Raw genomic sequence first — 23,016 nt, forward strand, 5'->3', positions numbered from 1 at the left:
TCTTCCGGAGATCCGCCATGAACGATTTCATCTCCGCGCCGCGCCGGCGCGCCCTGCTGGCCGCCGCCGGCCTGTGCCTGTCCACCGCCCTGACGCCGGCCTACGCGGCCGAACCGCTGAAGGTGGTGGCCAGCTTTTCCATCCTGGGCGACATCGTGCGCGAGGTTGGCGGAAAGGATGTGAGCGTGAGCACGCTGGTCGGTCCCGATGGCGACGCCCACGAATACGAGCCCACGCCCGCGGATGCCAAGAAGCTGGCTGGCGCGCAGCTGCTGGTCGTCAATGGCCTGGACTTCGAGGCCTGGCTGCCGCGGCTGGAAAAGGCCTCGGGCTTCGCCGGCAGGAAGGTGGTGGCGTCCGAAGGTGTGACGCCGCGCAAGTTCGCCGGCGGCGGGCATGATCATGGCCACGACCACGACCACGACCATGGCAAAGGCGATGCCGATGGCGACAAGGGCGGGCACCATCATCACCACGGCGACGCCGATCCGCACGCGTGGCAGAACCTGGCCAACGGCGCGCGCTACGCGCGCAACGTGGCCGAGGGCCTGGCGGCGGCGGATCCCGCCCATGCCGACGCCTATCGCCAGCGCGCGCTCGCCTACGGCGTGCGCATCGAGAAGCTGGACGCCGCGATCCGCCAGACCTTCGCAGCGATTCCCGCCGAGCGCCGCAAGGTCGTCACCTCGCACGACGCGTTCGGCTATTTCGGCGATGCCTACGGCGTGACGTTCATCGCCGTGGCCGGCGTGTCCACCGCCGCCGAACCATCGGCCGCCGACGTGGCCCGCATCATCGAACAGGTCAAGCGCGAGCGCGTGCCGGCCGTGTTCGTCGAGAACATCACCAGCCCACGGCTGGTGCAGCAGATCGCGCGCGAAACCGGCGCGAAGGTGGGTGGTACGCTCTATTCCGATGCCCTGTCCAAGCCTGGACAGCCCGGCGCCACCTACCTGGAAATGTTTGAATGGAACGCACGCCAACTCGCCGCGGCCTTGCAGCCCTGAGCGTTGCCGCCGGCCTGCTGGCGGCCTCGGCCGCCAGCGCGCATCCCCACATGTGGATCGACGCGCGCGCGGTGATCGACCTGGACGCGGACAAGCGCATCACCGCCGTGCGGCAGGTCTGGCTATTTGACGAGATGTTCGGCGCCTATGCCACGCAGGGCCTGAAGAAAAGCAAGGACGGCTCGCTGGCCGCCGACACGCGCGCCGGCATGGCGCGCGACTGGATGAAGGCGCTGGGCGAGCCGATCTCGCATTACTTCACGCGCGTGTCCGTGGATGGCAAGAGCGCGGCTTTCGCCGCGCCGCGCGATGCGCGCGTGGACTGGGACGCGAAGGCCGGCCGCCTGTCGCTGGCCTTCACGCTGCCGCTGGCCGAGCCCATGGCGCTGGGCGCGGACGGCGCGCAGATCGACATCTATGACCCGACCTATTTCGTCGCCTACGCGTTCGACGAAAAGGACGCGGTCACGCTGGGCGGACCGCAGGCCGCGGCCTGCAACCGGGCCTACCGCAAGCCCAAGGAACTGGATTGGAACACCATGCAGCAGCTGGCCGCGATTCCGGCCGACCCGGACGCGCTGCCGGAAGAACTGTTCGCCATCACCAAGGGCCTCACGCATCGCATCGAGGTTCGCTGCCCGTGATGCGGCTGGCCGGCACGTTGCGCGCCTGGTCCCCGGTCCTGGCGCTCGCGCTGGCGGTGCTGCTGGCGTGGGCGGGTCCGGCCTGGTCACAGTCCGCGCATCCTTTCGGCGTGCCCGAGAGCGGTGGCGGCATGGCGGGTCCGGGCTGGCTGGCGGGCTTCTTCGGCCAGGTCTCGGCCTGGCAGACGCACTTCTACCGCCAGCTGACCGGCGCCGTGCGGGCCTGGCAGGCCGAGGGCGGCGCGGCCTGGGCGCTGGCGGGCCTGTCCTTCGCCTACGGCGTCTTCCACGCCCTGGGGCCGGGGCATGGCAAGGCCGTGATCTCCTCCTATGTGCTGGCCAACCGGCAGACCGCGCGCAACGGCGCGCTGCTGGCGCTGTTGTCGTCATTGATCCAGGCGCTGGTGGCGATCGCGCTGGTCGCCGTGCTGGCGCTGGTTTTCGATGCCACGGCGGCCGTCATGAATCAGGCGACGCGCTGGCTGGAGCTGGCCTCGTATGCGCTGGTGACCTTGCTGGGCGTCTGGCTGGTCTGGCTCAAGGCGCTGAGGCCATTGCTTCGGCGGAGGGCCGATGCGCGGCGCACGGCGCCGCCTGCCGTTCAGGCGCTGGCCGCATCCCCGCCCAAGGGTGCTGCGGCGCTGCGGGCAATCGCCGTGCGCGTGTCGGCGCCGGGCGGACAGGGCCATGCGACGACGCATCATCACGAGCATGATCACGTTCATCACGAGGACTGCGGTTGCGGCCACGCCCATGCGCCGGCGGCGGAGCAGGTCGCCGGGCCGATGAACTGGCGGCGCGCCGTGTCGGCCATCCTGGCGGTCGGGCTGCGGCCCTGCAGCGGCGCGCTGATCGTGCTGGTCTTTTCGCTATCGCAGGGATTCTTCGCCGCCGGCATCGCATCGGCCCTGGCGATGGGCCTGGGTACGGGGCTGACGGTCGCCGCGCTGGCCTGCCTGGCGGTGGCCGCCGGCGGCGCGGCCAACCGGCTGGGCGCGCGCCTGTCCAGCGCCGGCGCGGCGCGGCTGCGCTACGGCGTCGAGGCCTTGGCGGCCCTGGCGGTGCTGCTGCTGGGCATTCTGCTGCTGGGCGGGATGCTGGCCGGCGGCGGTTGAGGCGTCCGCGAACGGCCGCCGTCAGGACTTGCGGCCGGCGCGCGGATGCGCCTGATCGTAGGCCTTGGCCAGATGCTGGAAGTCCAGGCGCGTGTAGACCTGTGTGGTGGAGATGTTGGCGTGGCCCAGCATTTCCTGCACGGCGCGCAGGTCCTGGGCCGATTGCAGCACGTGGCTGGCGAAGCTGTGCCGCAGCACGTGCGGATGCACATGCGTGGGCAGGCCGGCCTCGCGCGCCACGCGCGCCAGCTGCAGCTGCACCACGCGCGGCGAGATGCGGCGGCCGCGCGCGCCCAGGAACAGGGCGGCGGCATCCTCGGGCGCGGCGCTGAAGGGCATCAGCTGCGGCCGCGCCGCGATCCACTTGCGCAGGGCCGCCAGTGCGGCCTGGCCCACGGGCACCGAACGGCGCTTGCCGCCCTTGCCCAGCACCACGACCTCCGCTTCATCCAGGTTGAGCCAGCCGCGGGACTCGTATTGCGCGGAGCGCTCGTAGCGCAGGTCCAGGCCGACCAGTTCAGACAGCCGCAGGCCGCTGGAATAGAACAGTTCGAACATGGCCTGGTCGCGCAGGGCCGCCGGTTCGTTGGCGACCTGGGCGGGGGCGCGGTCCAGCAGTGCCTGGGTCTGGTCCACCGACAGCGCCTTGGGCAGGGCGCGCGGGGCCTTGGGCGCGCGCACGCCGGCCACCGGATTGCCAGCCATGTCCATCGATGGCGCCCACCATTTGTAGAAGCCGCGCCAGGCGGCCAGCGTGCGGGCCAGGCTGCGCGGGCCGCGGCCCTGCGCGTGCAATCGCGCCACGAACTGGCGGATGTGGCCGTTGGCCAGCTTGTCCAGCGGCTGGCCGGCCTTGCCTGCCAGTTCGTGCAGGAAATGCAGTTCGCGGCGGTAGCCGGCCAGCGTGTGCGGCGAGTAGCGGCGGTTGGCTTCCAGGTGCCGCAGCCAGTCCTGCATGGGACCGGGCAGCGGTTCGGACGGGGCGTCGGCAGTGTCGGCTTGCGTCATGGCGTCATCCGTCGCGTCCGCCTGGGCGGCGCTAGGCCTTGGGCGCGGCCGGCTCCAGGCGGTGCAGGGCCGCCGAGGCCAGCTGGCCGATGGATTCCAGGAAGGTGGTGCCCATGTCCGGGCTGAAGCGTTCGGCGTCGTCCGAACCGAGCACCAAGAGGCCCACGCTGGGGCCGTCGGCTTCCAGGCGCAGCGGCACCAGGGCCAGCGACTTGGGCTTGGCGTCCAGCCAGGCCACGGCCTCGAAGCCGGTGTCGGTGCCGCAGTACGGCGCCTTCAGGCTGTCGGCGAAGGCGCGCAGGTCGGCGCTTACCCGCTCGCCGTAGCCGTTGTCGGGTTGCCCCGACAGGTTCCACAGGCGCAGCGCGACATGGTTCAGGTCGAACTGTTCGGCCAGGCCCAGCGCGATCTCGCCCGGCACGCGCTGCGGCTCGGATTCCGACAGCAGGCGGCAGCACCACTTGGCGATGTGCGCGCCGATGCTCTCGCTGGCGCTGGCGTTGCGCACCAGCTCGTTAATGCGCCATTCCAGTTCGCGGTTGCGCTCGCGCAGCGTCATGATCTGGCGCTCGCCCAGCGAGATGGCGCGCGAGCCGTGCGGGTGTGGCACCTGCAGCGTGGCGAAGACCTCGGCGTGCTCGTCGAAGAAGCCGGGATGTTCCTGCAGGAAGGCGGCGATGTCTTGGGCGGTGAATGCGGTATCGGTCATGGGGTCAGCGGTTCAGCGCCATGGAAAAGACGAGCTTGTCGATGTCGATCTGCCCGGAAAATACGGATTCGGCCGGGCCGGTCATGCGCAGCTGCGCGCCGTCCCAGGCCACGGTGAGCACGCCGCCGCGCGCCTGGACGCGCACCGGCGAGTCGAGCAGGCCGCGGCGGATGCCGGCGGCCACAGCCGCGCAGGCGCCCGTGCCACAGGCCAGCGTCTCGCCGGCGCCGCGTTCATGGACGCGCAGGCGGATGTTGTTGCGGTCCATGACCTGCATGAAGCCGGCGTTGACCCGGCGCGGAAAGCGCGCGTGGGTCTCGACCAGCGGGCCGATCACGCCGACGGGGAAGGCGTCCACATTGTCGACCACCTGCACCGCGTGCGGGTTGGAAATGGCCACCGCCGATACTTCGACCGAGCGCGGCAGGCCGGCGGGGGCATCGAGTTCCAGCGCCCACAGCGTGTCCTGGCCTTGCTGGCGCGAAGCCAGGCCGGCGGTGTCGAAGGGCAGGGCGGACGGCTGGAAGCGGGTGCTGCCCATGTCCACGGTGACCTGCTCGTCGTCGCCTTCGTCCAGCACCAGGATGCCGGTGGAGATCTCGGCGCGCAGCGGGTTCTTGTCGGACAGGCCCTGTTCATGCACGAAGCGCACGAAGCAGCGGGCGCCGTTGCCGCAATGCTCGACCTCGCTGCCGTCGGCATTGAAAATGCGGTAGCGGAAATCGGCGTCCGGCCGGGTGGCGCGCTCGACCAGCAGGATCTGGTCGGCGCCGACGCCGAAATGCCGGTCGCCCAGCGCGCGGGCGCGCTCGGGCGTCATCTCGATGGTCTGGCGCACGCCGTCCAGGACGACGAAATCGTTGCCCGCGCCATGCATTTTGGTGAAGTTCCAGTTCATGGCGGGATTATCGCCCATTCCCGGGGGCGCGGGCAGGCGGGCGGCCTCAGTAGATCTTGGGCTCGCCCGGCGGGCGGGTCTTGAAGCGGCGGTGCACCCAGTAATACTGGCTGGGGCAGCGGCGCACCCAGGCTTCCAGTTCGCGGTTCAGGCGCGCGGTGGCTTCTTCCAGGGTGTCCTCGCCGGGGAAGTTCTCCAGCGGCGGCAGCACCTCGGCGTGATACTTGCCGGTCTCGGGATTCCAGAAGTCCAGCACCGGCAGGACGGCGGCATCCCATTTCTTGGCCAGCTGGGCCGTGGCCAGCAGCGTGGCGGCCTGCACGCCGAAGAAGGGCACGAACGTCGCGCCCTGGCGGCCGAAGTCCATGTCGGGCAGGTAATAGACCGGGCGCGGCGCGCGCAGGTGGCGCACCAGGTCGCGCACGCCGTCCTTGCGGCTGACCAGGAAGACCTCGTTGAAGCGGGCGCGGCCGGCGGCGACCAGCGCGTCGATGTGCGGGTCGCTCTGCGGCGTGTACATGGTGGCGGCGCTGGGCACTTCCATGGTCAGGCGCGTGGCGGCGGCGTCCAGGCCGATGAAGTGCGGCGCCAGCAGGATGACGGAGCGGCCCTGCGCGGTCAGGTCGTTGATGCGTTCGGAACCGCTTTCGGTGACCAGCTCGCGCACTGCCTCGGGCGTGCCGTACCAGAGCACGCCGCGGTCCACGATCGACTGCGCCAGCGCGCGGAAGTGCTCGGCGACCCAGCGCTCGCGCACCGCCTCGGGCTGGTCGGGAAAGCACAGCTCAAGATTCTTGCGCACGATGCGCACGCGCGACTTCGCCAGCTTCAGGGCCAGCCAGCCGAGTGCCGCGCCGACGCGCAGCCGGGTGGACGGCCGCATGCGGCCGAACCATTTCATCAGGGTAACGAGCGTGCGTGTTTTCTTGGGATTGCTCATGGCGTAGGAATGAAATACCGGGACTGCGGAGCGGCGTTCCGGCTCAGCCGGCGGTCGGGGCCGCGTCGGCCTGCGGGGCCGGCGGCGCGCCGCGCGGCGTCTTGTAGCGGTTGTAGCTCCACAGGTATTGCTCGGGGCAGCGCCGGATCAGCGTTTCCATGGCGGCGTTCAGCAGCGCGGCCTGGGCCTCGGGCTCGGCCGGCAGCGGCTCGGGCACGCGCACATAGTGGATGCGCCAGCCACGGCCGCCCGGCAGGCGCTCGCCCGCGGTCAGGATGATGGGCACGCTGGTCTGGGTGGCCAGCTTGCCCGGCAGCGTCATGGTATAGGCCATGCGTCCGAAGAAGGGCGCCCAGACGCCGTCGCCCACGCCGGGCGCCTGGTCGGGCAGCATGCCCACCGATTCGCCGCGGCGCAGCGCGCGCACGAATTCCCGCACGCCTTGCATGGTCGCGGGCACGGCGTTGACCGCCGAACTGTTGCGCGCCGTCTCGAGCAGAGGCGCCAGGATGTCCTTGCGCGGCGGGCGGAACATCACCGTCATGGGCATCAGCCGCGCCAGGTAGCGGGCGGTGATCTCGAAGCAGCCCAGGTGCGGCGTCAGGAACAGGATGCCGCGGTTCTCGGCGCGCGCGGCCGCCACCACCTCGTTGTCGTCCGACACCACCTGGGCCAGGCTCTGCTCATTGCGGAACCATACCCGGGGCATTTCCAGGATCATGGCGCCGGCCTGGGCCGCGGCCCGCCGGGCGAAGGCCGGATCGGGGTAGCCGGCCTGGGCGGCATTGGCCTGCAGCCGGCGCCGGTACTTGCCCGGGCAGGCATAGACCAGCCGTCCGGCCAGGCGGCCGAGCGCGTGCGCGGCCGGCAGGGGCAGGGAGGCGAACAGGCGGAACAGGGCGAGAAGCATGCGGCAAAGGGTCAAAGTCGGGCATGGTCGTGCCGGTGCTCGGGAAACAGGGGCAGGTCCCGGGCAAGCATAAGGATGGCATTTTCGCTTAAAATCAGCAGGTCGCCGAGTTAACCGACAACTTGCGGGGCGACGACAGGGGGCTGGCGCGATGCGCGGTCCCTGTCGAATCCGCTAAAGCGTCGCGCCCAGAAAGCACTATGTCATGCAGTCCGGGGTGCTACGCGCCTTGTGAACCAACGCCTGCGCCAAGCGGGCAGCAAAGGACGCATCTGTGGCCAACAACGATTTTCTCTTCACTTCCGAATCCGTCTCCGAAGGGCACCCCGACAAGGTAGCCGACCAGATCTCCGATTCGATCCTGGACGCCATCTTCACGCAGGACCCCAACGCCCGCGTGGCCGCCGAGACGCTGTGCAACACCGGCCTGGTCGTGCTGGCTGGCGAGATCACCACCACCGCCAACGTCGACTACATCCAGGTCGCGCGCGACACGATCCGCCGCATCGGCTACGACAACACCGAATACGGCATCGACTACAAGGGCTGCGCGGTGCTGGTCGCCTACGACAAGCAGTCGCCCGACATCGCCCAGGGCGTGGACCGCAGCTCCGAGGACTACCTGAACCAGGGCGCCGGCGACCAGGGCCTGATGTTCGGCTACGCCTGCGACGAAACCCCCGACCTGATGCCCGCGCCGATCTGGTACTCGCACCGCCTGGTGCAGCGCCAGAGCGAGCTGCGCAAGGACGGCCGCCTGCCGTGGCTGCGCCCGGACGCCAAGTCGCAAGTGACCTTCCGCTATGTCAACGGCCGTCCGGTGGAAGTCGACACCGTGGTGCTGTCGACCCAGCACGCGCCCGAGATCTCGCAAGCCGCGATCCGTGAAGCCGTCATCGAAGACATCATCAAGCCCAGCTTCCCCGAAGGCCTGATCACGCCCCAGACCAAGTTCCTGGTCAACCCGACCGGCCGCTTCGTCATCGGCGGCCCGCAAGGCGATTGCGGCCTGACCGGCCGCAAGATCATCGTCGACACCTACGGCGGCGCGTGCCCGCACGGCGGCGGCGCGTTCTCGGGCAAGGATCCGTCCAAGGTCGACCGCTCGGCCGCCTACGCGGCCCGCTACGTGGCCAAGAACATCGTGGCCGCCGGCCTGGCGCGCCAGTGCCAGGTGCAGGTCAGCTACGCCATCGGCGTGGCCGAGCCCATCAACATCACCGTCTACACCGAAGGCACCGGCGTCATCCCTGACGACCAGATCGCCAAGCTGGTGCGCGACCACTTCGACCTGCGTCCGAAGGGCATCGTCAACATGCTGGACCTGCTGCGCCCGATCTACACCAAGACCGCCGCCTACGGCCACTTCGGCCGTTCCGAGCCGGAATTCTCGTGGGAAGCCACGGACAAGGTGCAGGAACTGAAGAAGGCGGTTTAAGCGCTGATTGCTTGCATCGGACAGCATGGCTGTCCGGCAAAACCCCGACATCGGTAACGGTGTCGGGGTTTTTTGTTGTTCGAGACTTTTTGTCGTTTGTGTGGAATGGGAATCTCCGTTCGCGATCCATGCAGAGCATGCCCAGCCCGTAGTGATGGAAATCAAGCCATCGGCATCCGTTCGGCGTTCAAGATGTTTTTCAGATTCTTCCCATGATCGATGCCTTGACGCTGTGCGACGGAATCTGTTTGACTGGCCCTCGTCCGAATCTGCAACGGGGAAAGCATGGAAGCGATACGCGCCGCCGATCTCAAGAGCATTCTGCATTCCAAGCGCGCCAACATCTATTACCTGGAACATTGCCGGGTGTTGGTCAATGGCGGCCGCGTCGAGTATGTGACGGATACGGGCAAGAAACAGCTGTACTGGAACATTCCCATTGCCAATACCACCAGCATCCTGCTCGGGACGGGCACGTCCGTCACACAGGCGGCGATGCGCGAGCTGGCCAAGGCAGGCGTGCTGGTCGGTTTTTGCGGCGGCGGAGGCACGCCGCTGTTCAGCGCCAACGAGCTGGATGTCGAGGTGGCCTGGTTCGCACCGCAAAGCGAATATCGGCCGACGGAGTATTTGCAGGCCTGGGTCCGGTTCTGGTTCGACGACGGGTTGCGCCTGCATGCCGCCAAGCAATTACAGGCTGCGCGGTTGCAGTGCCTGCACACCGCATGGACCACGCGCGCCATGCGCGAGTCCGGTTTCGAGGTGGACGGTGAACGTCTGACGGCGCTGCGGCAGCAAGCCGGTACGCAGATCGACAATGCGCCGGACGTCACCGCGTTGTTGCTCGGCGAAGCGCAGCTGACTAAATCACTGTTCAAGCTTGCCGTCGATACGGTGGGCTACGGCGATTTCACCAGGGCCAAGCGTGGTAGCGGCACGGATATCGCCAACCGCTATCTCGACCATGGCAACTACCTGGCATATGGCCTGGGCGCTACCGCCACCTGGGTGCTGGGCCTGCCGCATGGCCTGGCCGTTCTGCACGGCAAGACGCGTCGTGGTGGCCTGGTGTTTGATGCCGCGGACCTGATCAAGGACGCCGTGATATTGCCGCAAGCCTTTCTGTCGGCCATGCGCGGCGACGACGAACAGCAGTTCCGCCGCCAATCCATCGAGGCGCTGACGCGCAACGAGGCCCTGGATTTCGTCATCGACACGCTCAAGCGCATCGCGCTGGAAACGTCGCGCCTGGCGGCCCTGGGGGATGATACGGAGCCCCGGCCATGAACGTGCTTTTCGTGTCCCAATGCTCCAAGCGGGCGCTGACCGAGACGCGCCGCATCCTGGACCAGTATGCCGAGCGGCGCGGAGACCGTACCTGGCAGACGCCCATCACCCAGGCCGGCCTGGACGCCGTGCGCCGGCTGCTGCGCCAGCGCGCGCGCAAGAACACCGCCGTGGCCTGCCACTGGATACGCGGCCGCGACCATAGCGAACTGCTGTGGATCGTCGGCGATGCGCGTCAGTTCAACGCCGTGGGCGCCGTCCCCACCAACACCACAGCCAGCGATGTGCTGCGTGTCGAAGACGAAAGCCACTGGCATCATTTGCCGCTGATGACGGCGCTGACCGCGCTGGCCGCTCTGATGCACGATCTGGGAAAAGCGACGCAGGCGTTCCAGGATCGTCTCAAGCAGCCTGGCTTGCGAGAGCGCAATCACTATCGTCATGAATGGGTATCGGTGCGCTTGTTCCAGGCCTTTGTGGGCGATGACGACGACGCGGGTTGGCTGCGTCGGCTGGCCGCTAGCGCCGATGCGGACGCGCAAGCACAGGCTTTCGAGATGTCATGGCTGGATACCGAAGGGGGCCGCCTGCTGCGCGACGGTATTGACGAGCCGCAGGCCCGAGAATGCCCGCCCTTCGCCTCGTTGCCGCCGTTGGCTCAGGCCGTGGCCTGGCTGGTGCTGACGCACCATCGTCTGCCATGCAAGCCGGTGCCGCAGGACAGCGGCAGTATCGGCGAGGATATCGATCAACCGCAGTATCGCTGGCGGCGCTTTGGCGCCCATCCCCGGTTCGTGAACGCCGCCGAGCTGCACGGGCTGTTGCAGCGAATCAGCGCCGATTGGAATGAACCTCGCGAGGATGCGTCCGTTGCCAGTGTGCATGCCCACTGGCATTTTCCGCTTGGGCTGCCTGTAGGCACACTTGCATGGCGCAAGCAGGCCGCACGCTATGCACGCAAACTGCTGGAGCTACCGCGGCCGTCGGACTGGGACACGGCAATGACGGACCCATTCGCGATGCACGTCTCGCGCATGTGCCTGATGCTGGCCGATCATCATTACTCAAGCATCGAGGACGAAGCGCAGCGCAAGCCCTATCGCAATGCGAGCTATCCGCTGTACGCGAACACGCGCGGAAACCATGATGCGCCAGCCGGGAAGGTCCTGTTCAACCAGACGCTGGACGAACACCTGCTCGGCGTGCAGGCCCATGCCACATTGGTGGCGCGTTCGTTGCCCACGCTGACGCGCAGCCTGCCTGCCTTGCAAAATCACCGTGGCCTGAAAAAGCGCAATTCCAATCCGCGATTCCAGTGGCAGGACAAGGCGGCCGACCTGGCCGCCGGCGTGCGTGAGCGCGCGCGGCGTCAGGGCGCGTTCATCGTCAATATGGCGTCGACCGGCTGCGGCAAGACATTGGGCAATGCCCGCATCATGAATGCCTTGGCCGACCCTGGCATGGGCATGCGCTGCGCATTCGCCATTGGCTTGCGCACCCTGACCTTGCAGACGGGGCGCGTGTTTCAAAAGGATCTGGGCCTGGGCGATGAGCAGCTGGCCATCAAGGTCGGCGGCGGCGCCAGCCGCGCCTTGTTCGAATACTGGGAAGCCCGGGCCGAGGCGACGGGCTCGGCTTCGCGTCAGGCGCTGCTCGACGAAGGCGGGCAAGTGCTGTTCGAGGGCGACGAGCGACATCCGCTGTTGCAACGCCTGACCGACGATGCCCAGGTTCGCTCGCTGATCGCCGCGCCCGTGCTGGCCTGCACCGTGGACCATCTGACCCCCGCCACGGAAAGCCTGCGCGGCGGCCGCCAGATCGCGCCCATGCTGCGGCTCATGACCAGCGACCTGGTGCTGGACGAGCCGGACGATTTCGACATGGCCGACCTGCCCGCGTTGACGCGGCTGGTGCATTGGGCGGGATTGCTGGGTGCGCGCGTGTTGCTGTCCTCGGCCACCTTGCCGCCGGCGCTGGTCGAGGGGCTGTTCCTGGCCTACCGCGCCGGACGCGAGGTGTATCAGCGTCATCGCGCCGAGCGGCCCGGCGAACCCGCCGCCATCTGCTGCCTGTGGATGGACGAGTTCCATCAGCAGGAGCAGGATTGCGCCGATGCGCAGGGTTTTCGTGCCTGCCACGCGCGCTTCGTGGAAAAGCGTCTGGTACAGCTCGCCCAGGCCGAGCCGCGCCGGCTGGCCGCCATTGCGGCGCTGCCGGCCGAGTGGAGCGCAATGGACGAAGCAGAACGGCGCCGCGACTTCGCCCGCCACGTGCTGGAGCAGGCCTGGGAAATGCATCAGCAGCCGCACAACCATGGCGTCGACCCGGCCAGCGGCAAGCGCGTGAGCTTCGGCCTGATCCGCATGGCGAACATCGGTCCGTTGTTCGACGTGGCGCTGGCCATGTACGCCCAAGGCGCGCCCGCGTCTGGTGTGCGCGTGCACCTGTGCGTCTACCACTCGCAGTTTCCCTTGCTGGCGCGTTCCAGCATCGAGCGGCAGCTCGACACCGTGCTTGACCGCCGCTCCGCCGATGGAGCCGATCCGGTCTTCCAGCAGCCGTCGATACGCGCCCTGATGGACGCCAGCCCGGAACCGCATCACCTGTTCATCGTCCTGGGTTCGCCGGTCACGGAAGTGGGGCGAGACCATGACTACGACTGGGCCGTGGTCGAACCATCGTCGATGCGATCGCTTATCCAGCTGGCCGGACGGGTGCGGCGGCATCGGGCAGGCCCGGCGGGCGGGGTGAACATGCGGGTGCTGGACAGCAATCTGCGGGCGTATGAAAAGTTGCCGGGCAAGGCCGCCTTCTGCAAGCCTGGCTTTGAGATGGATGAGGTCGGCGGCAAGACGGGCATGGAGCGTTACTTCCATCTGAAGTCGCATCAACTGCAGTCGCTGCTGGCCAGGGAAACTGCCGGCGCGGCCATCTGGCCGGTTGACGCGCGCGCGCGCATCACCGTCGTCAAGGAAGGGCCGCGTCCCACCCGCAATCTGGTCGATCTGGAACATGCGCGCATGCACGAAGCGATGCTGCCCCCCGCCACGGACAATCCAAACGCGCCGTCCGTGCAGCGTTCGGCGAGCCTGCATTGGGTCAGTTGCGAGAACCTTTGGTTGACGGGCCTGTTGCCGCAGTTCCAGCGCTTTCGCCATGATCCGGCTCCGCGCGTGGATGTGGCGCTGCTGCCTGACGATGAGGAAGAGCGGTTGTTGCTGCATCGCGTGGTCGACGAGCGGGATCGCAGGAAACCCCTGCATGTGCCGGTCGATGCTTTCCAGCGTCATTCGGTGCCGTTGGAACGCATCGCGACTGGCAGCGTCACACCGTGGCTGCGAGGCAACTTGTTGGAGGATTTGATGGCGCTGGCGCAGGAACTGGGGCAGTCGCTGCCGGACTGCGCGCAGCGATACGCCATCGCCAGCCTGCCCGACAACGCAGGGCAGGGCTGGTGGTATCACGAGTGTCTGGGATTCAAGGCGAAATGATGAAGGCGACCGTGCGGGCGGGCTCGCGCGAGGCGGTGCGCAGACACAGCCCGCGTCAGGCGTCGGCCGCTTCGCGTTCGGCCTGCTCGATCAGCGCGGGGGAAACGCCATGGCGCTTGAGCGCTTCAACCAGCCGGGCATGCGAGGCGGAAGCGAACTGCTGCTCGTCACGGCGCAAGCCTTCGCTGAGGTATGACTTGAGCAGGGCCTGGTATCCGGAAAAGCCGCGATGCGGCGCGATGGTCTTCATCGATTCGACCACGTCCACCGGAATGCGCAGCGTGATCGAGGTCATTGGACGGTCTTTGGTCAGGCGGGATTTCAGGCGGTCTTTCAGCACGGCGGGAGTACTCCCATGGTTCCGAGCGATGCGCGCAGATGATGCGAATACCTTGTCGTGGGAAATGGGTTGTTGTGCGTGGAGTTTGCGCAGACTCTGACGGTGGTGCCTGTGGTAGCAAAGTGTCCAACGTCAACGATACGGATACGTATTTGCATCGTAAATACGTATTGCCCGTAGGTGCTCAATACACTCGCCATTGAAAGCGACTGAGTCGCGTCGGGTAGCGACTAAATGGCAATGGCTGGGTTCAACGAGTTGGGTTTGTCACTGTTAGATGACGAGTCAACTTGCGTGATGCAAGACTGTCCCGACAAATTCATGCTGCTTGTTCAGCAGAGAAGAGTAGCCGTCACGCAGCTGCAGTGACTTTACTAAGCTGTCTGGCGACAGAGGCTTGCACGATAACACCCTTTCAAGCTACGATAAACCGGCAATATGAATTTACTGTGCCGTTACACAGCTGCATTGACTGGATTAAATTATGCAGGGGGTCGTGACGCAGCTCGAATCTGCGTCACGACATGTCAACAACGTGCTGTCGAGGCACCAACCAAAGAGAAGAGGAATCGTGACAAGCAATCACGCGCTCAGAAGAGCTGTGACGGCTGAAACGCCGTAATCCATCCTTCCCAGTCGGCTATCGCTGACTGGGAAATTATCTCCCTTTTTGCGTGAAAGGTATTCCCCATGTCCGATGTTCATGTAACAAGGCGCAAGGAACGCTTTCGTGCCGCAATCGACCAATTCCTGCTGGAGCGATTGCAGTCCAAGCTCGAAAAGCTAGGCCCCGATGACTCTCAACGCGAAGAGATCATTGCGGCGTACGCGCGTGACACATGGCTACTTAGCGCAGCCAAACGTGTCGAACAAATCCAGGCTGTGACCCATTCCCTCAAGCCAGTACATCCTGATGCTCGAGGTACCAATCTTTATGTGGACCCTCGCGGCCTGTCTCCATTGAAGGAACTGGGCAGCCATGTGTTGGGGCAGTCCTTTGTTGGGGATGTGGTCGGCAATGCTGCGGCGCTCGATGTGTACAAGCTGCTGAAGCTTGAAGTCGATGGTATTAGCTTGCTGACCGCATTGCTGACGAACGATGAGGCCGCACGCCTAGCCTTGCACGACAACCCGGCTCAAGCTCAAAGCTTGAGTGATGCATTCATAGGGCTCACACAGCCACGTGCCGGCGCTCCCAGTTCGCATACGCGAGCCAAGCAGGTGTATTGGCTTGCTGCCGACGATCCGTGCACAGATGACGACTATGTGCTGCTCGCGCCCCTGCACGCCACATCTCTTGTCCATGAGTTGTACGCTCAAATTCAGGAGGATCGTTTTGGCGATGCCAACAAGGCGGCCCGTCAGGCAAGGCGAGAGCGAAAGCCGCATGATGGCGTGTATCGGGACTATCCGGGGCTGGCCGCACAGAAGCTCGGTGGCACCAAGCCTCAGAACATTTCGCAGCTGAATAGCGAGCGCGGCGGAGTGAACTATTTGCTCGCCTCGTTGCCACCGACGTGGAGCCGCACGAAGCTCTGGCAACCCGCTCACGTCGAATCGGTATTTGAAAAGCTCTATATCGTTCGTCCGGAAATCCGCAGGGCAATTCGCGATCTGCGCGCGTTTCTTGCTACAGAACCTGCACCCAACATACAGACCCGCCAACGTCGAGATGCCTACATCGATGTTGTGGTGGACGAAATCGTGACGATGGCAGGTGAATTCTTGCAGACGTTTCCTGCGGGCTGGACGCGCGATGTCGAACGATTCCAGAAACTGGCCCGAGAAGAACAGTTGTGGCTGGATCCATTGCGGGGGGAGTTGCCTGAAGAGTCCGAGTTCGCTCGAGAATGGCTGCTTATGAATTGGCCCAATGAGATTGGCCGCCGTTTTGCGAACTGGCTAAATCGTCATTTGTCTGCGCAATTGCCAGTTGGAGACGTAGAGGCGCGGCAGTGGAAAAAAGAACTGCTTGCCGACGAAGATGGATTCGTTCAGCAGCTTCATGAACTGCGCAGGCAGCTGGATGCGTCTGATCGCATTTCGCGTCAAGACGGTGATTCGCCTACGGCAGGGCGGGGGGACGTACGGTGAATGCTCTCTTCTCCTCTGAAGCACTTCTGGTATTCCCCCACCTCCGCATCCAAAACGCCAACGCCATCTCCAGCCCGCTGACGCACGGCTTTCCCTCCATCACCGCCTTCACCGGCCTGATGTGGGCGCTGGAGCGAAATCTGGTCAAGGCCAACGTCCCGCTGCGGCTGCACACCGTAGGCGTGATCTGCCACCATCATCAGGAACAGACGACACAAGGCTATGTGCGCAGCTTCAACTTGACCCGCAATCCCGTGGACAAGGACGGCAGCACGGCGGCCATTGTTGAGGAAGGCCGCATTCATCTGGAAATCACACTGGTTTTCACCGTCTCGGAAAACCGTGCTGCTGGCGCCGCGTCAAAGTTGTTGGGCGACGATGACACCTTCACACGGCCTTGGGCAGACAAGGCAGGCGATGTGCTGTCCCAAATGCGCATAGCCGGCGGCAGCCTGCTGCCTTCACGCGCCGCGCCCGGCCGGCGTGTGCGTCCCTGGATGGCAGTCCTTGCGGACGACACGCAGAAACGCGATGAGCAGTTCCGCAAATGGCGGCGCCAGTGGCTGCCAGGTTTTGCTCTGGTCGGACGCGATGACCTGTTGGCTGATCGGTTGAGTCGCCTGCGCGAGCGCGATCCACAGGTGTCCCTGCTGGACGCCTGGCTCCATGCCTCGCGCTTCAACCACGAGCCGGTACTACTCCAGGACGGCGAACCCACGCCCGCCGATGGCAAGCAGCGCTGGGCGGATCCATGGCGCGGCGCCGGCAGCGGCTGGACCGTGCCGATTCCTGTCGGCTATGTCGCGCTATCGCCGCTGCACGAAGCAGGTTCTGTCCTGAACGCCCGCGATACCGCGACCCCGTTGCGCTTCGTCGAATCGGTCTATTCCATGGGCGAATGGATCAGCCCGCACCGGCTCACGCACCTGGACCAGTTGTTCTGGCGCGCCGAGACCGACGAAGCCCTGGGCCTGTATCGCTGCCGCAACGACTATGCGCCAGATCCGTCGCAGCTTTCCGTCACGGATGAGACCGGGCAGGAAGATGACGACGAGATCTATCCCTATTCCTGAGCCTCGCCGCTCGTCCCGTTGATTTGAATACGCCATCTACAAGGATTGAATCATCATGTCGAACGCACTCAAGACCGCCTCCGTACTGGCCTTTGAACGCAAGCTGGATCCCTCCGACGCCGTCTTCCATGCCGGCAACTGGGAGGATCTGGCGAAATCCGCATCGTGGCCGCCCGTTCGGCTGCGCGAGAAATCCGTGCGCGGCACCATCTCCAACCGCCTCAAGGCCAAGGACCAGGATCCCGCCAAGCTCGACGCCGCGATAGAGAACCCCAACCTGCAAACCGTGGACGTGGCGACCCTGCCTGCGGATGCCGACACGCTCAAGGTGCAATTCACGCTGCGCGTGCTACCCGGCACGGGCACGCCGAGCGCATGCAATAGCGCGCAATACCAAGCCAAGCTCTTGCAGACCGTGCAGTCCTACGTCACGGAGCACGGCTATGCCGAATTGGCCAACCGCTATGCGGCCAACCTGGCCAATGGCCGCTTCCTGTGGCGCAACCGGGTCGGCGCGGAGCATGTGCGCGTGGATGTGGCGCGGCTCAAGGACGGCAAGGCTGACCAGCAATGGCGCTTCGATGCCCTGGCGCAGAATCTGCGCGCGCTGGATGCGTTGAGTGATGAGGTGAAGTCACTGGGTTCTGTGATCGCTGAGGGCCTAGCTGGCGGTCATGTGCTGCTGCAGGTCACGGCTTTCCTGCGAGTAGGCGCCGGGCAGGAGGTGTTTCCGTCCCAGGAACTGATCCTGGATCGCGGGCGCGGCGACAAGAGCAAGACGCTCTACCAGATCGGCGAGAAAGGCCTGGAGATCGCCGCCATCCATTCCCAGAAGATCGGCAATGCCTTGCGCACTATCGATACCTGGTACGAAGGCGCGCACGATCTGGGGCCGATCGCCGTGGAGCCCTACGGTTCGGTCACCACGCAAGGCAAGGCCTATCGCCAGCCCAAGCAGAAGCAGGATTTCTATACCCTGTTGGACGATTGGCTGCTCAAGGACAAGGTGCCGCCGGCCGAGCAACAGCATTTCGTGATGGCGGTCCTGATCCGTGGCGGCGTGTTCGGCGACGCGAGCTGACCGCCATGACGACCCACTATATAGACATCACCTTGTTGCCCGATCCAGAGTTCAGCCACGCGCATCTGCTGGGGGCGTTGGTGGCCAAGCTGCATCGGGCCTTGGTGCACCTTCAATCGGCAAGCATCGGGGTCAGCTTTCCCCAATACCGCTTGCGGCCGCGCACCATGGGCTCGGTACTGAGGTTGCACGGCGATCCCGATGCGCTTCAGGGCCTGATGGCCCTGGCATGGCTGCAGGGCATGCGGGATCACGTTCGGCTGACTGACTTGGCGCTTGCGCCATCCGACGCGCCGCGCTACGTGGTGCAGCGCCGTCAGTTCAAGACCAGCGCGGAACGCCTGCGCCGCCGCCGCATGCGTCGCAAGGGAGAAACGGCGGACCAGGCCACCGCAGCCATTCCCGATAGCGTCGAGCGTCAGGTCGAATTGCCCTTCGTCCGTCTGAACAGCGCCAGCACCAGGCAGCCGTTCTGCCTGTTCATTGCTCAGGAGCGCGGGGAGGAAGGCGGGGCCGGTAGAGGGTTCAATTCCTATGGCCTGAGCCAGGGCGGTACGGTGCCGTGGTTTTGAACCCTTTTTTTGGGTGTGATTGGAAGACCTGAAAAATCAATGGGTTAGGAATGCGCCCGGAATTTGGGTGTTGGTGAGGTTTTGAACGTTGTTTCTTTAAAAATCAATGGGTTAGTGGTTTTTGGCCATAGTTCGCTGCCGCACAGGCAGCTTAGAAATTGGCGCCGTTGATGCCGGCACGCTGGTGCACGTTCGCTGCCGCACAGGCAGCTTAGAAATTCCTGATCATCGGCGCGCTGGCGCTGTACGAGTTCGCTGCCGCACAGGCAGCTTAGAAAACCGCCACCAAGGACCGTACCAGCCTGCTGATGTTCGCTGCCGCACAGGCAGCTTAGAAAAATGAAGTTGCGCTGTTCACGCAGGTTCGTGCGTTCGCTGCCGCACAGGCAGCTTAGAAAGGGGCAAGGAGACACCATGGACACCCTCATTCGTTCGCTGCCGCACAGGCAGCTTAGAAACTGCAGGTAGCAACGCGTAGTCGCGGTTGCACTGTTCGCTGCCGCACAGGCAGCTTAGAAATTGGGGCAAGCCAGGGCTTTGCAGATCAGATGGTTCGCTGCCGCACAGGCAGCTTAGAAATCCATGGCCTTAAAACCCATGTAGGTCTTCAGCGTTCGCTGCCGCACAGGCAGCTTAGAAACCGGTGTAAAGCCCCGGTTTGTCGCACCCTTTGTTCGCTGCCGCACAGGCAGCTTAGAAAACGAGCAGGGTCATGAGGACGGACCCGACGTGGTTCGCTGCCGCACAGGCAGCTTAGAAACGAACAGAACGATCAGGTACGGGAGCCAGTACGTTCGCTGCCGCACAGGCAGCTTAGAAAAAGACTGAGAAGGACGGGCGCGACTTTAAGGAGTTCGCTGCCGCACAGGCAGCTTAGAAATCGATCGCGGGCGCGGTTGATGTGCCCCAGGATGTTCGCTGCCGCACAGGCAGCTTAGAAAAGTAAGCAGCGGCTAGGTAGGTGACTTATGCTGTTCGCTGCCGCACAGGCAGCTTAGAAAATTTCCTTCGCGGCCTCTTCGACGTGCGACACGTTCGCTGCCGCACAGGCAGCTTAGAAAATGCTGGATGGTTTGCGGACCCCGACGGCTCAAGTTCGCTGCCGCACAGGCAGCTTAGAAAATGGTGGAGGGAAACCTTGACTATGAGGACTATGTTCGCTGCCGCACAGGCAGCTTAGAAAGCCAACTCGGCGTCGCGCGCCAAGCCCTGGTAGTTCGCTGCCGCACAGGCAGCTTAGAAAAACCAAAAAGAGCTTGCCGCCAACCGTGCTACGTTCGCTGCCGCACAGGCAGCTTAGAAAAAGCCGGCCAGTGGCAGGACAGCTACACGATGGTTCGCTGCCGCACAGGCAGCTTAGAAAGGCTACAGTGGCGCTTGCCAGCGCGGCGCGGGTTCTCTGCCGTACAGGCAGTGCTGAAAAAAACCGAATCCAGCACCACCCTGAGCAGCAAGTTCCCAGTCGCCCAAACACCACAACCTCGCCGCCTGCCCTCCCTGGTTCCTACAACCCCCAAGCCCCCACCCCCGGCCGCCTGACCTCCACCCCCAACACCCCCTCCACCGCCGCCGCGCAATCCATCAACGCCGCATCCTCCCCCGCCGGCGCCAACAGCTGCACCCCGATCGGCATCCCCTCCCCATCAAACCCCGCCGGCAGCGAAATCGCCGCCGCGCCCAGAAAGTTCGCCGGGCGCAGCAGCTTGCCCAGGCCGGCGTGGCGCAGGTCGGCGGCGTCCAGCGGTTGGGCGGCCTGGTCGCAGGCGGGCATGAGCAGCGCGTCGTGGCCTTGCATGGCGCGGGCGTAGGCGGCCATGTCGGCGTCGCGGCGTTGCAGGGCGGCTTCGTAGTCGGCCTGGCGGATGCGGCCGCCGGCCGCGATGCGCGAGCGCACCACGGTCCAGAGCGGTTGGGCGGGGTCTTCGGCCAGCGCGCCGTAGTAGCGGTAGGCCTCGTAGGCCAGCACCAGCGAGTTGTCCTCGGCCATGCGGTCGAAGGACAGGCCGGGCGGGGGCGTCCAGGTCTGGGGCGTGTAGCCGGCGGCGGCCAGCTGGTCCAGCGTGTGGCGCCACAGCGCGAGGCTGGCCTCGCCCAGCGCGGCGGGCCAGGCCTCGGGCGCCAGCACGGCCAGCGGGCCGGGGGCGCGCGTTTCGGGATGGCGCAGCGCGGTCACGCAGCCCGGGGGCAGCGCCAGCGTGGCGGCGTCGTCGACGTCGGGGCCGGACAGCAGCACGGCCAGCGCGCGCGCGTCGGCGACATTGCGGGCGATGGGGCCGAGCACGTCCAGCGTGTCCGACAGCGGCAGGCTGCCGGCGCGGCTGATCAGGCCGGTCGACGGCTTGTAGCCGACCAGTCCGTTCAGCGCCGCCGGCGCGCGCACGGAGCCGCCGGTATCGCCGCCCAGCGCGATCGGCGCCAGCCCCGCGGCCACGGCCACGGCCGCGCCGCTGGACGAGCCGCCCGGCGCGCGGGCCTGAACGGCGTCCCAGGGGTTGCGTGCGGTGCCTTGCGTGCCGTTCTGGCCGGACAGCCCGAACGCGAATTCGGTCATGCGCGTCTTGCCCAGGATCACCATGCCGTGCGCGGCCAGGGCGCGCAGCGCCTGGGCGGTGTCGGCGCTGATCTGGCCGGCGCGCGCCTGCGAGCCCAGCGTGGCTTCGGTGCCTGCCCATTGCACGCTGTCCTTCACCGCCACCGGCACGCCGTGCAGCGGGCCCAGCACGATGCCCGCGGCCAGCAGCCGGTCGGCGGCGTCCGCCTGCGCCAGCGCGCGCTCGGCCGTGACCACGCTGTACGCGTTGAGCGCGCCGGCGCGCTCGATGCGGTCCAGGAAATGCGTGGCGGCCTGGCGCGACGTCAGCGTTCCCTGACGGATGGCGCGGCCGATGCCGAGGGCGTCTTGGAAGTGCAGGGCGGTATCGGGTGCGGACATGGGGCTTCCTGAAAATGAAACGGCTTTCCGGACCTTGCGGTGCCGGAAAGCGCGGGGGCGCGCCGCGCGGAGGGCGGCGCCGGGCGGGCCTTAGCGGAGCTTCTGGCCGACCGTCTCGGGCATGCGGATGAAGGTGATCAGCGTGATCACGGCGCCGGCCAGCACGTAGTAGAAGAACCAGCGTTCCATGCCCTGGCTCTGCAGCCAGGTCAGCAGGTAGGGGGTGGTGCCGCCCAGCAGCGCCACGACCAGGTTGTAGGGCGTGCCGATGCCGACGGCGCGCACGCTGGTGGGGAACTGCTCGGACATGATGGCCGGCGCGATGGACGTGTACATGGCATACAGCACCAGGCCGAACAGTTCCACCGCCAGGATCGAGCCGAAGGACGGGCCCAGCGTGGTCATCAGGGGGTAGAAGAAGATCAGGTAGCCGGCGGCGAACACGATCAGCTGCGGCTTGCGGCCGATGCGGTCCGACAGCGCGCCGAACAGCGGCTGCACCAGCATGAAGACGATCAGCGCGACGGTGTTGGCGGCGAAGGCGGTCTTCGGATCGGCGTGCACCTGGCGGATGGCGTAGGTGGGCACGTAGGCCACGAAGATGTAGAACGCGAAGGTCGTCAGGATGGAGAAGCCGACGATGCGCAGGACTTCCACCGGATGCTCGCGCAGCAGGGTGCGCAGCGGCTGCTTTTCCACGCCGGCCTTCTTGCTGTGCGAGAAGGCTTCGGTTTCCGGGATGGAGCGGCGGATCCACAAGCCGGCCAGGCCGCCCAGCGCGCCCAGCAGGAACGGAATGCGCCAGCCCCAGGCGGCCATCTCGGGCTTGGTCAGGGTGGACGTCAGCACCCAGCCCACGGCGGACGCGGCCAGGATGCCGACGGCGGCGCTGAAGAACACGAAGCTGGAGTAGAAACCGCGGCGGTTGGACGGCGCCATTTCCGCCAGGAAGGTCGTGGCCGAGGCATACTCTCCGCCCAGCGACAGGCCTTGCAGCAGGCGCGCGGCGGTCAGCAGCAGCGGGGCGGCCAGGCCGATGGTGGCGTAGGTGGGGGTGACGGCGATGATCAGCGAGCCGCCGGCCATCATCAGGATGGTCAGGCCCAGCGCGGCCTTGCGGCCGTAGCGGTCGGAGAAGATGCCCAGCAGCCAGCCGCCCACCGGGCGCATGAAGAAGCCGACCGCGAAGATGCCGAACGAGGCCAGCAGCGCGGTGGTCTCGTTGCCTTCGGGGAAGAACTGGCTGGAGAAGAAGATGGCGAAGGATGCGTAGATGGTCCAGTCGAACCATTCGACGGCATTGCCTACACTACCGGCCAGGATGGTGCGGGCGCGCGACACGGGCGCGGCGGCGGCCCCCTGCTTGGCGTGCAGGGTCGTGGAGGGGCTGCTCATGAAGTCCTCAATCAGGTGTTTATTTTTGGTCAAAAAGACCGTCTAATTTTTATGATTTGGTAATTTCCGCCACGTTAGATTA

The 23,016-nt window shown here is 65.9% G+C and carries 18 protein-coding genes and 1 CRISPR repeat array; of the genes, 10 read left to right on the top strand and 8 right to left on the bottom strand.

What is annotated here, in order from left to right; genetic code table 11:
* The first annotated feature begins 17 nt into the window (after window positions 1-17).
* From AC6LJ9_RS03600 to AC6LJ9_RS03610, 3 genes are read left to right on the top strand one after another with little or no spacing between them, the layout of a single operon-like run.
* Window positions 18-1,007: a metal ABC transporter substrate-binding protein gene (locus AC6LJ9_RS03600; RefSeq protein ID WP_498146449.1), complete on the top strand. Its 990-nt coding sequence runs from the start codon at window positions 18-20 to the stop codon at window positions 1,005-1,007.
* Window positions 968-1,651, top strand: a complete 684-nt coding sequence (locus AC6LJ9_RS03605; RefSeq protein WP_498146450.1) for a DUF1007 family protein — start codon at window positions 968-970, stop codon at window positions 1,649-1,651. Before AC6LJ9_RS03600 ends, AC6LJ9_RS03605 begins: the two co-directional genes overlap by 40 nt.
* A complete protein-coding gene (locus AC6LJ9_RS03610; RefSeq protein ID WP_498146487.1) occupies window positions 1,651-2,766 on the top strand; it encodes a nickel/cobalt transporter in 1,116 nt (371 codons plus the stop codon). Before AC6LJ9_RS03605 ends, AC6LJ9_RS03610 begins: the two co-directional genes overlap by 1 nt.
* A gap of 21 nt (window positions 2,767-2,787) precedes the next feature.
* Here the strand turns inward: AC6LJ9_RS03610 and xerC are convergent, their stop codons facing one another.
* The 5 genes from xerC to AC6LJ9_RS03635 are packed head-to-tail and all read right to left on the bottom strand — an operon-like array spanning window position 2,788 to window position 7,231.
* Window positions 2,788-3,774 carry a tyrosine recombinase XerC gene (gene xerC, locus AC6LJ9_RS03615; protein ID WP_212322691.1) on the bottom strand — a complete coding sequence of 329 codons (987 nt, stop codon included), beginning with the start codon at window positions 3,772-3,774 and terminating at the stop codon, window positions 2,788-2,790.
* 31 nt (window positions 3,775-3,805) lie between these two features.
* Window positions 3,806-4,483: a DUF484 family protein gene (locus tag AC6LJ9_RS03620; RefSeq protein ID WP_498146451.1), complete on the bottom strand. Its 678-nt coding sequence runs from the start codon at window positions 4,481-4,483 to the stop codon at window positions 3,806-3,808.
* A gap of 4 nt (window positions 4,484-4,487) precedes the next feature.
* The gene (gene dapF / locus AC6LJ9_RS03625) at window positions 4,488-5,399 is read right to left on the bottom strand and encodes a diaminopimelate epimerase (RefSeq protein WP_498146452.1); all 912 of its coding nucleotides are present in this window, start codon (window positions 5,397-5,399) and stop codon (window positions 4,488-4,490) included.
* 28 nt (window positions 5,400-5,427) lie between these two features.
* Window positions 5,428-6,321, bottom strand: coding sequence for a lysophospholipid acyltransferase family protein (locus tag AC6LJ9_RS03630; RefSeq protein ID WP_212320194.1), 894 nt, complete (start codon window positions 6,319-6,321; stop codon window positions 5,428-5,430).
* Window positions 6,322-6,364: 43 nt separating this feature from the next.
* Window positions 6,365-7,231 carry a lysophospholipid acyltransferase family protein gene (locus AC6LJ9_RS03635; protein WP_498146453.1) on the bottom strand — a complete coding sequence of 289 codons (867 nt, stop codon included), beginning with the start codon at window positions 7,229-7,231 and terminating at the stop codon, window positions 6,365-6,367.
* A 274-nt stretch (window positions 7,232-7,505) separates the two neighbouring features.
* On the opposite strand from AC6LJ9_RS03635, the gene metK reads away from it, so the two are divergent.
* The 3 genes from metK (at window position 7,506) to cas3f (ending at window position 13,447) form a co-directional block, all read left to right on the top strand.
* Entirely contained in the window at window positions 7,506-8,669 is a 1,164-nt protein-coding gene (metK, locus tag AC6LJ9_RS03640) for a methionine adenosyltransferase (RefSeq protein WP_498140513.1), read from the top strand.
* 285 nt (window positions 8,670-8,954) lie between these two features.
* A complete protein-coding gene (gene cas1f, locus AC6LJ9_RS03645) occupies window positions 8,955-9,956 on the top strand; it encodes a type I-F CRISPR-associated endonuclease Cas1f (protein WP_498146454.1) in 1,002 nt (333 codons plus the stop codon).
* The gene (cas3f, locus tag AC6LJ9_RS03650) at window positions 9,953-13,447 is read left to right on the top strand and encodes a type I-F CRISPR-associated helicase Cas3f (protein WP_498146455.1); all 3,495 of its coding nucleotides are present in this window, start codon (window positions 9,953-9,955) and stop codon (window positions 13,445-13,447) included. Before cas1f ends, cas3f begins: the two co-directional genes overlap by 4 nt.
* 55 nt (window positions 13,448-13,502) lie before the next feature.
* Here the strand turns inward: cas3f and AC6LJ9_RS03655 are convergent, their stop codons facing one another.
* Window positions 13,503-13,787 carry a hypothetical protein gene (locus tag AC6LJ9_RS03655; protein WP_498146456.1) on the bottom strand — a complete coding sequence of 95 codons (285 nt, stop codon included), beginning with the start codon at window positions 13,785-13,787 and terminating at the stop codon, window positions 13,503-13,505.
* A 690-nt stretch (window positions 13,788-14,477) separates the two neighbouring features.
* On the opposite strand from AC6LJ9_RS03655, the gene csy1 reads away from it, so the two are divergent.
* Genes csy1 through cas6f form a run of 4 tightly spaced genes read left to right on the top strand, consistent with a single transcriptional unit; the run spans window position 14,478 to window position 18,607 of the window.
* Window positions 14,478-15,881 carry a type I-F CRISPR-associated protein Csy1 gene (gene csy1 / locus AC6LJ9_RS03660; protein ID WP_498146457.1) on the top strand — a complete coding sequence of 468 codons (1,404 nt, stop codon included), beginning with the start codon at window positions 14,478-14,480 and terminating at the stop codon, window positions 15,879-15,881.
* The gene (csy2, locus tag AC6LJ9_RS03665) at window positions 15,878-16,954 is read left to right on the top strand and encodes a type I-F CRISPR-associated protein Csy2 (RefSeq protein WP_498146458.1); all 1,077 of its coding nucleotides are present in this window, start codon (window positions 15,878-15,880) and stop codon (window positions 16,952-16,954) included. Before csy1 ends, csy2 begins: the two co-directional genes overlap by 4 nt.
* Before the next feature lie 55 nt (window positions 16,955-17,009).
* The gene (csy3, locus tag AC6LJ9_RS03670; protein WP_498146459.1) at window positions 17,010-18,035 is read left to right on the top strand and encodes a type I-F CRISPR-associated protein Csy3; all 1,026 of its coding nucleotides are present in this window, start codon (window positions 17,010-17,012) and stop codon (window positions 18,033-18,035) included.
* A gap of 5 nt (window positions 18,036-18,040) precedes the next feature.
* Window positions 18,041-18,607, top strand: a complete 567-nt coding sequence (cas6f, locus tag AC6LJ9_RS03675) for a type I-F CRISPR-associated endoribonuclease Cas6/Csy4 (RefSeq protein ID WP_498146460.1) — start codon at window positions 18,041-18,043, stop codon at window positions 18,605-18,607.
* A gap of 130 nt (window positions 18,608-18,737) precedes the next feature.
* Window positions 18,738-19,970: direct repeats of the CRISPR family, unit length 28 nt; unit sequence GTTCGCTGCCGCACAGGCAGCTTAGAAA.
* Window positions 19,971-20,111: 141 nt separating this feature from the next.
* Here cas6f and AC6LJ9_RS03680 read toward each other — a convergent pair.
* Window positions 20,112-21,539: an amidase gene (locus tag AC6LJ9_RS03680; RefSeq protein ID WP_498146461.1), complete on the bottom strand. Its 1,428-nt coding sequence runs from the start codon at window positions 21,537-21,539 to the stop codon at window positions 20,112-20,114.
* A gap of 90 nt (window positions 21,540-21,629) precedes the next feature.
* Window positions 21,630-22,934, bottom strand: coding sequence for an MFS transporter (locus AC6LJ9_RS03685; protein ID WP_498146462.1), 1,305 nt, complete (start codon window positions 22,932-22,934; stop codon window positions 21,630-21,632).
* Between the last annotated feature and the right edge of the window lie 82 nt (window positions 22,935-23,016).

This window comes from Achromobacter sp. 1011811831 (assembly GCF_059760905.1).

What these genes read in the sequence shown, in the direction of transcription:
- AC6LJ9_RS03600 (WP_498146449.1), top strand. Translation starts at nt 18, where the DNA reads ATGAACGATTTCATCTCCGCGCCGCGCCGGCGCGCCCTGCTGGCCGCC.
- AC6LJ9_RS03605 (WP_498146450.1), top strand. Translation starts at nt 968, where the DNA reads ATGGAACGCACGCCAACTCGCCGCGGCCTTGCAGCCCTGAGCGTTGCC.
- AC6LJ9_RS03610 (WP_498146487.1), top strand. Translation starts at nt 1,651, where the DNA reads ATGCGGCTGGCCGGCACGTTGCGCGCCTGGTCCCCGGTCCTGGCGCTC.
- xerC (WP_212322691.1), bottom strand. Translation starts at nt 3,774, where the DNA reads ATGACGCAAGCCGACACTGCCGACGCCCCGTCCGAACCGCTGCCCGGT.
- AC6LJ9_RS03620 (WP_498146451.1), bottom strand. Translation starts at nt 4,483, where the DNA reads ATGACCGATACCGCATTCACCGCCCAAGACATCGCCGCCTTCCTGCAG.
- dapF (WP_498146452.1), bottom strand. Translation starts at nt 5,399, where the DNA reads ATGGGCGATAATCCCGCCATGAACTGGAACTTCACCAAAATGCATGGC.
- AC6LJ9_RS03630 (WP_212320194.1), bottom strand. Translation starts at nt 6,321, where the DNA reads ATGAGCAATCCCAAGAAAACACGCACGCTCGTTACCCTGATGAAATGG.
- AC6LJ9_RS03635 (WP_498146453.1), bottom strand. Translation starts at nt 7,231, where the DNA reads ATGCTTCTCGCCCTGTTCCGCCTGTTCGCCTCCCTGCCCCTGCCGGCC.
- cas1f (WP_498146454.1), top strand. Translation starts at nt 8,955, where the DNA reads ATGGAAGCGATACGCGCCGCCGATCTCAAGAGCATTCTGCATTCCAAG.
- cas3f (WP_498146455.1), top strand. Translation starts at nt 9,953, where the DNA reads ATGAACGTGCTTTTCGTGTCCCAATGCTCCAAGCGGGCGCTGACCGAG.
- csy1 (WP_498146457.1), top strand. Translation starts at nt 14,478, where the DNA reads ATGTCCGATGTTCATGTAACAAGGCGCAAGGAACGCTTTCGTGCCGCA.
- csy3 (WP_498146459.1), top strand. Translation starts at nt 17,010, where the DNA reads ATGTCGAACGCACTCAAGACCGCCTCCGTACTGGCCTTTGAACGCAAG.
- cas6f (WP_498146460.1), top strand. Translation starts at nt 18,041, where the DNA reads ATGACGACCCACTATATAGACATCACCTTGTTGCCCGATCCAGAGTTC.
- AC6LJ9_RS03680 (WP_498146461.1), bottom strand. Translation starts at nt 21,539, where the DNA reads ATGTCCGCACCCGATACCGCCCTGCACTTCCAAGACGCCCTCGGCATC.
- AC6LJ9_RS03685 (WP_498146462.1), bottom strand. Translation starts at nt 22,934, where the DNA reads ATGAGCAGCCCCTCCACGACCCTGCACGCCAAGCAGGGGGCCGCCGCC.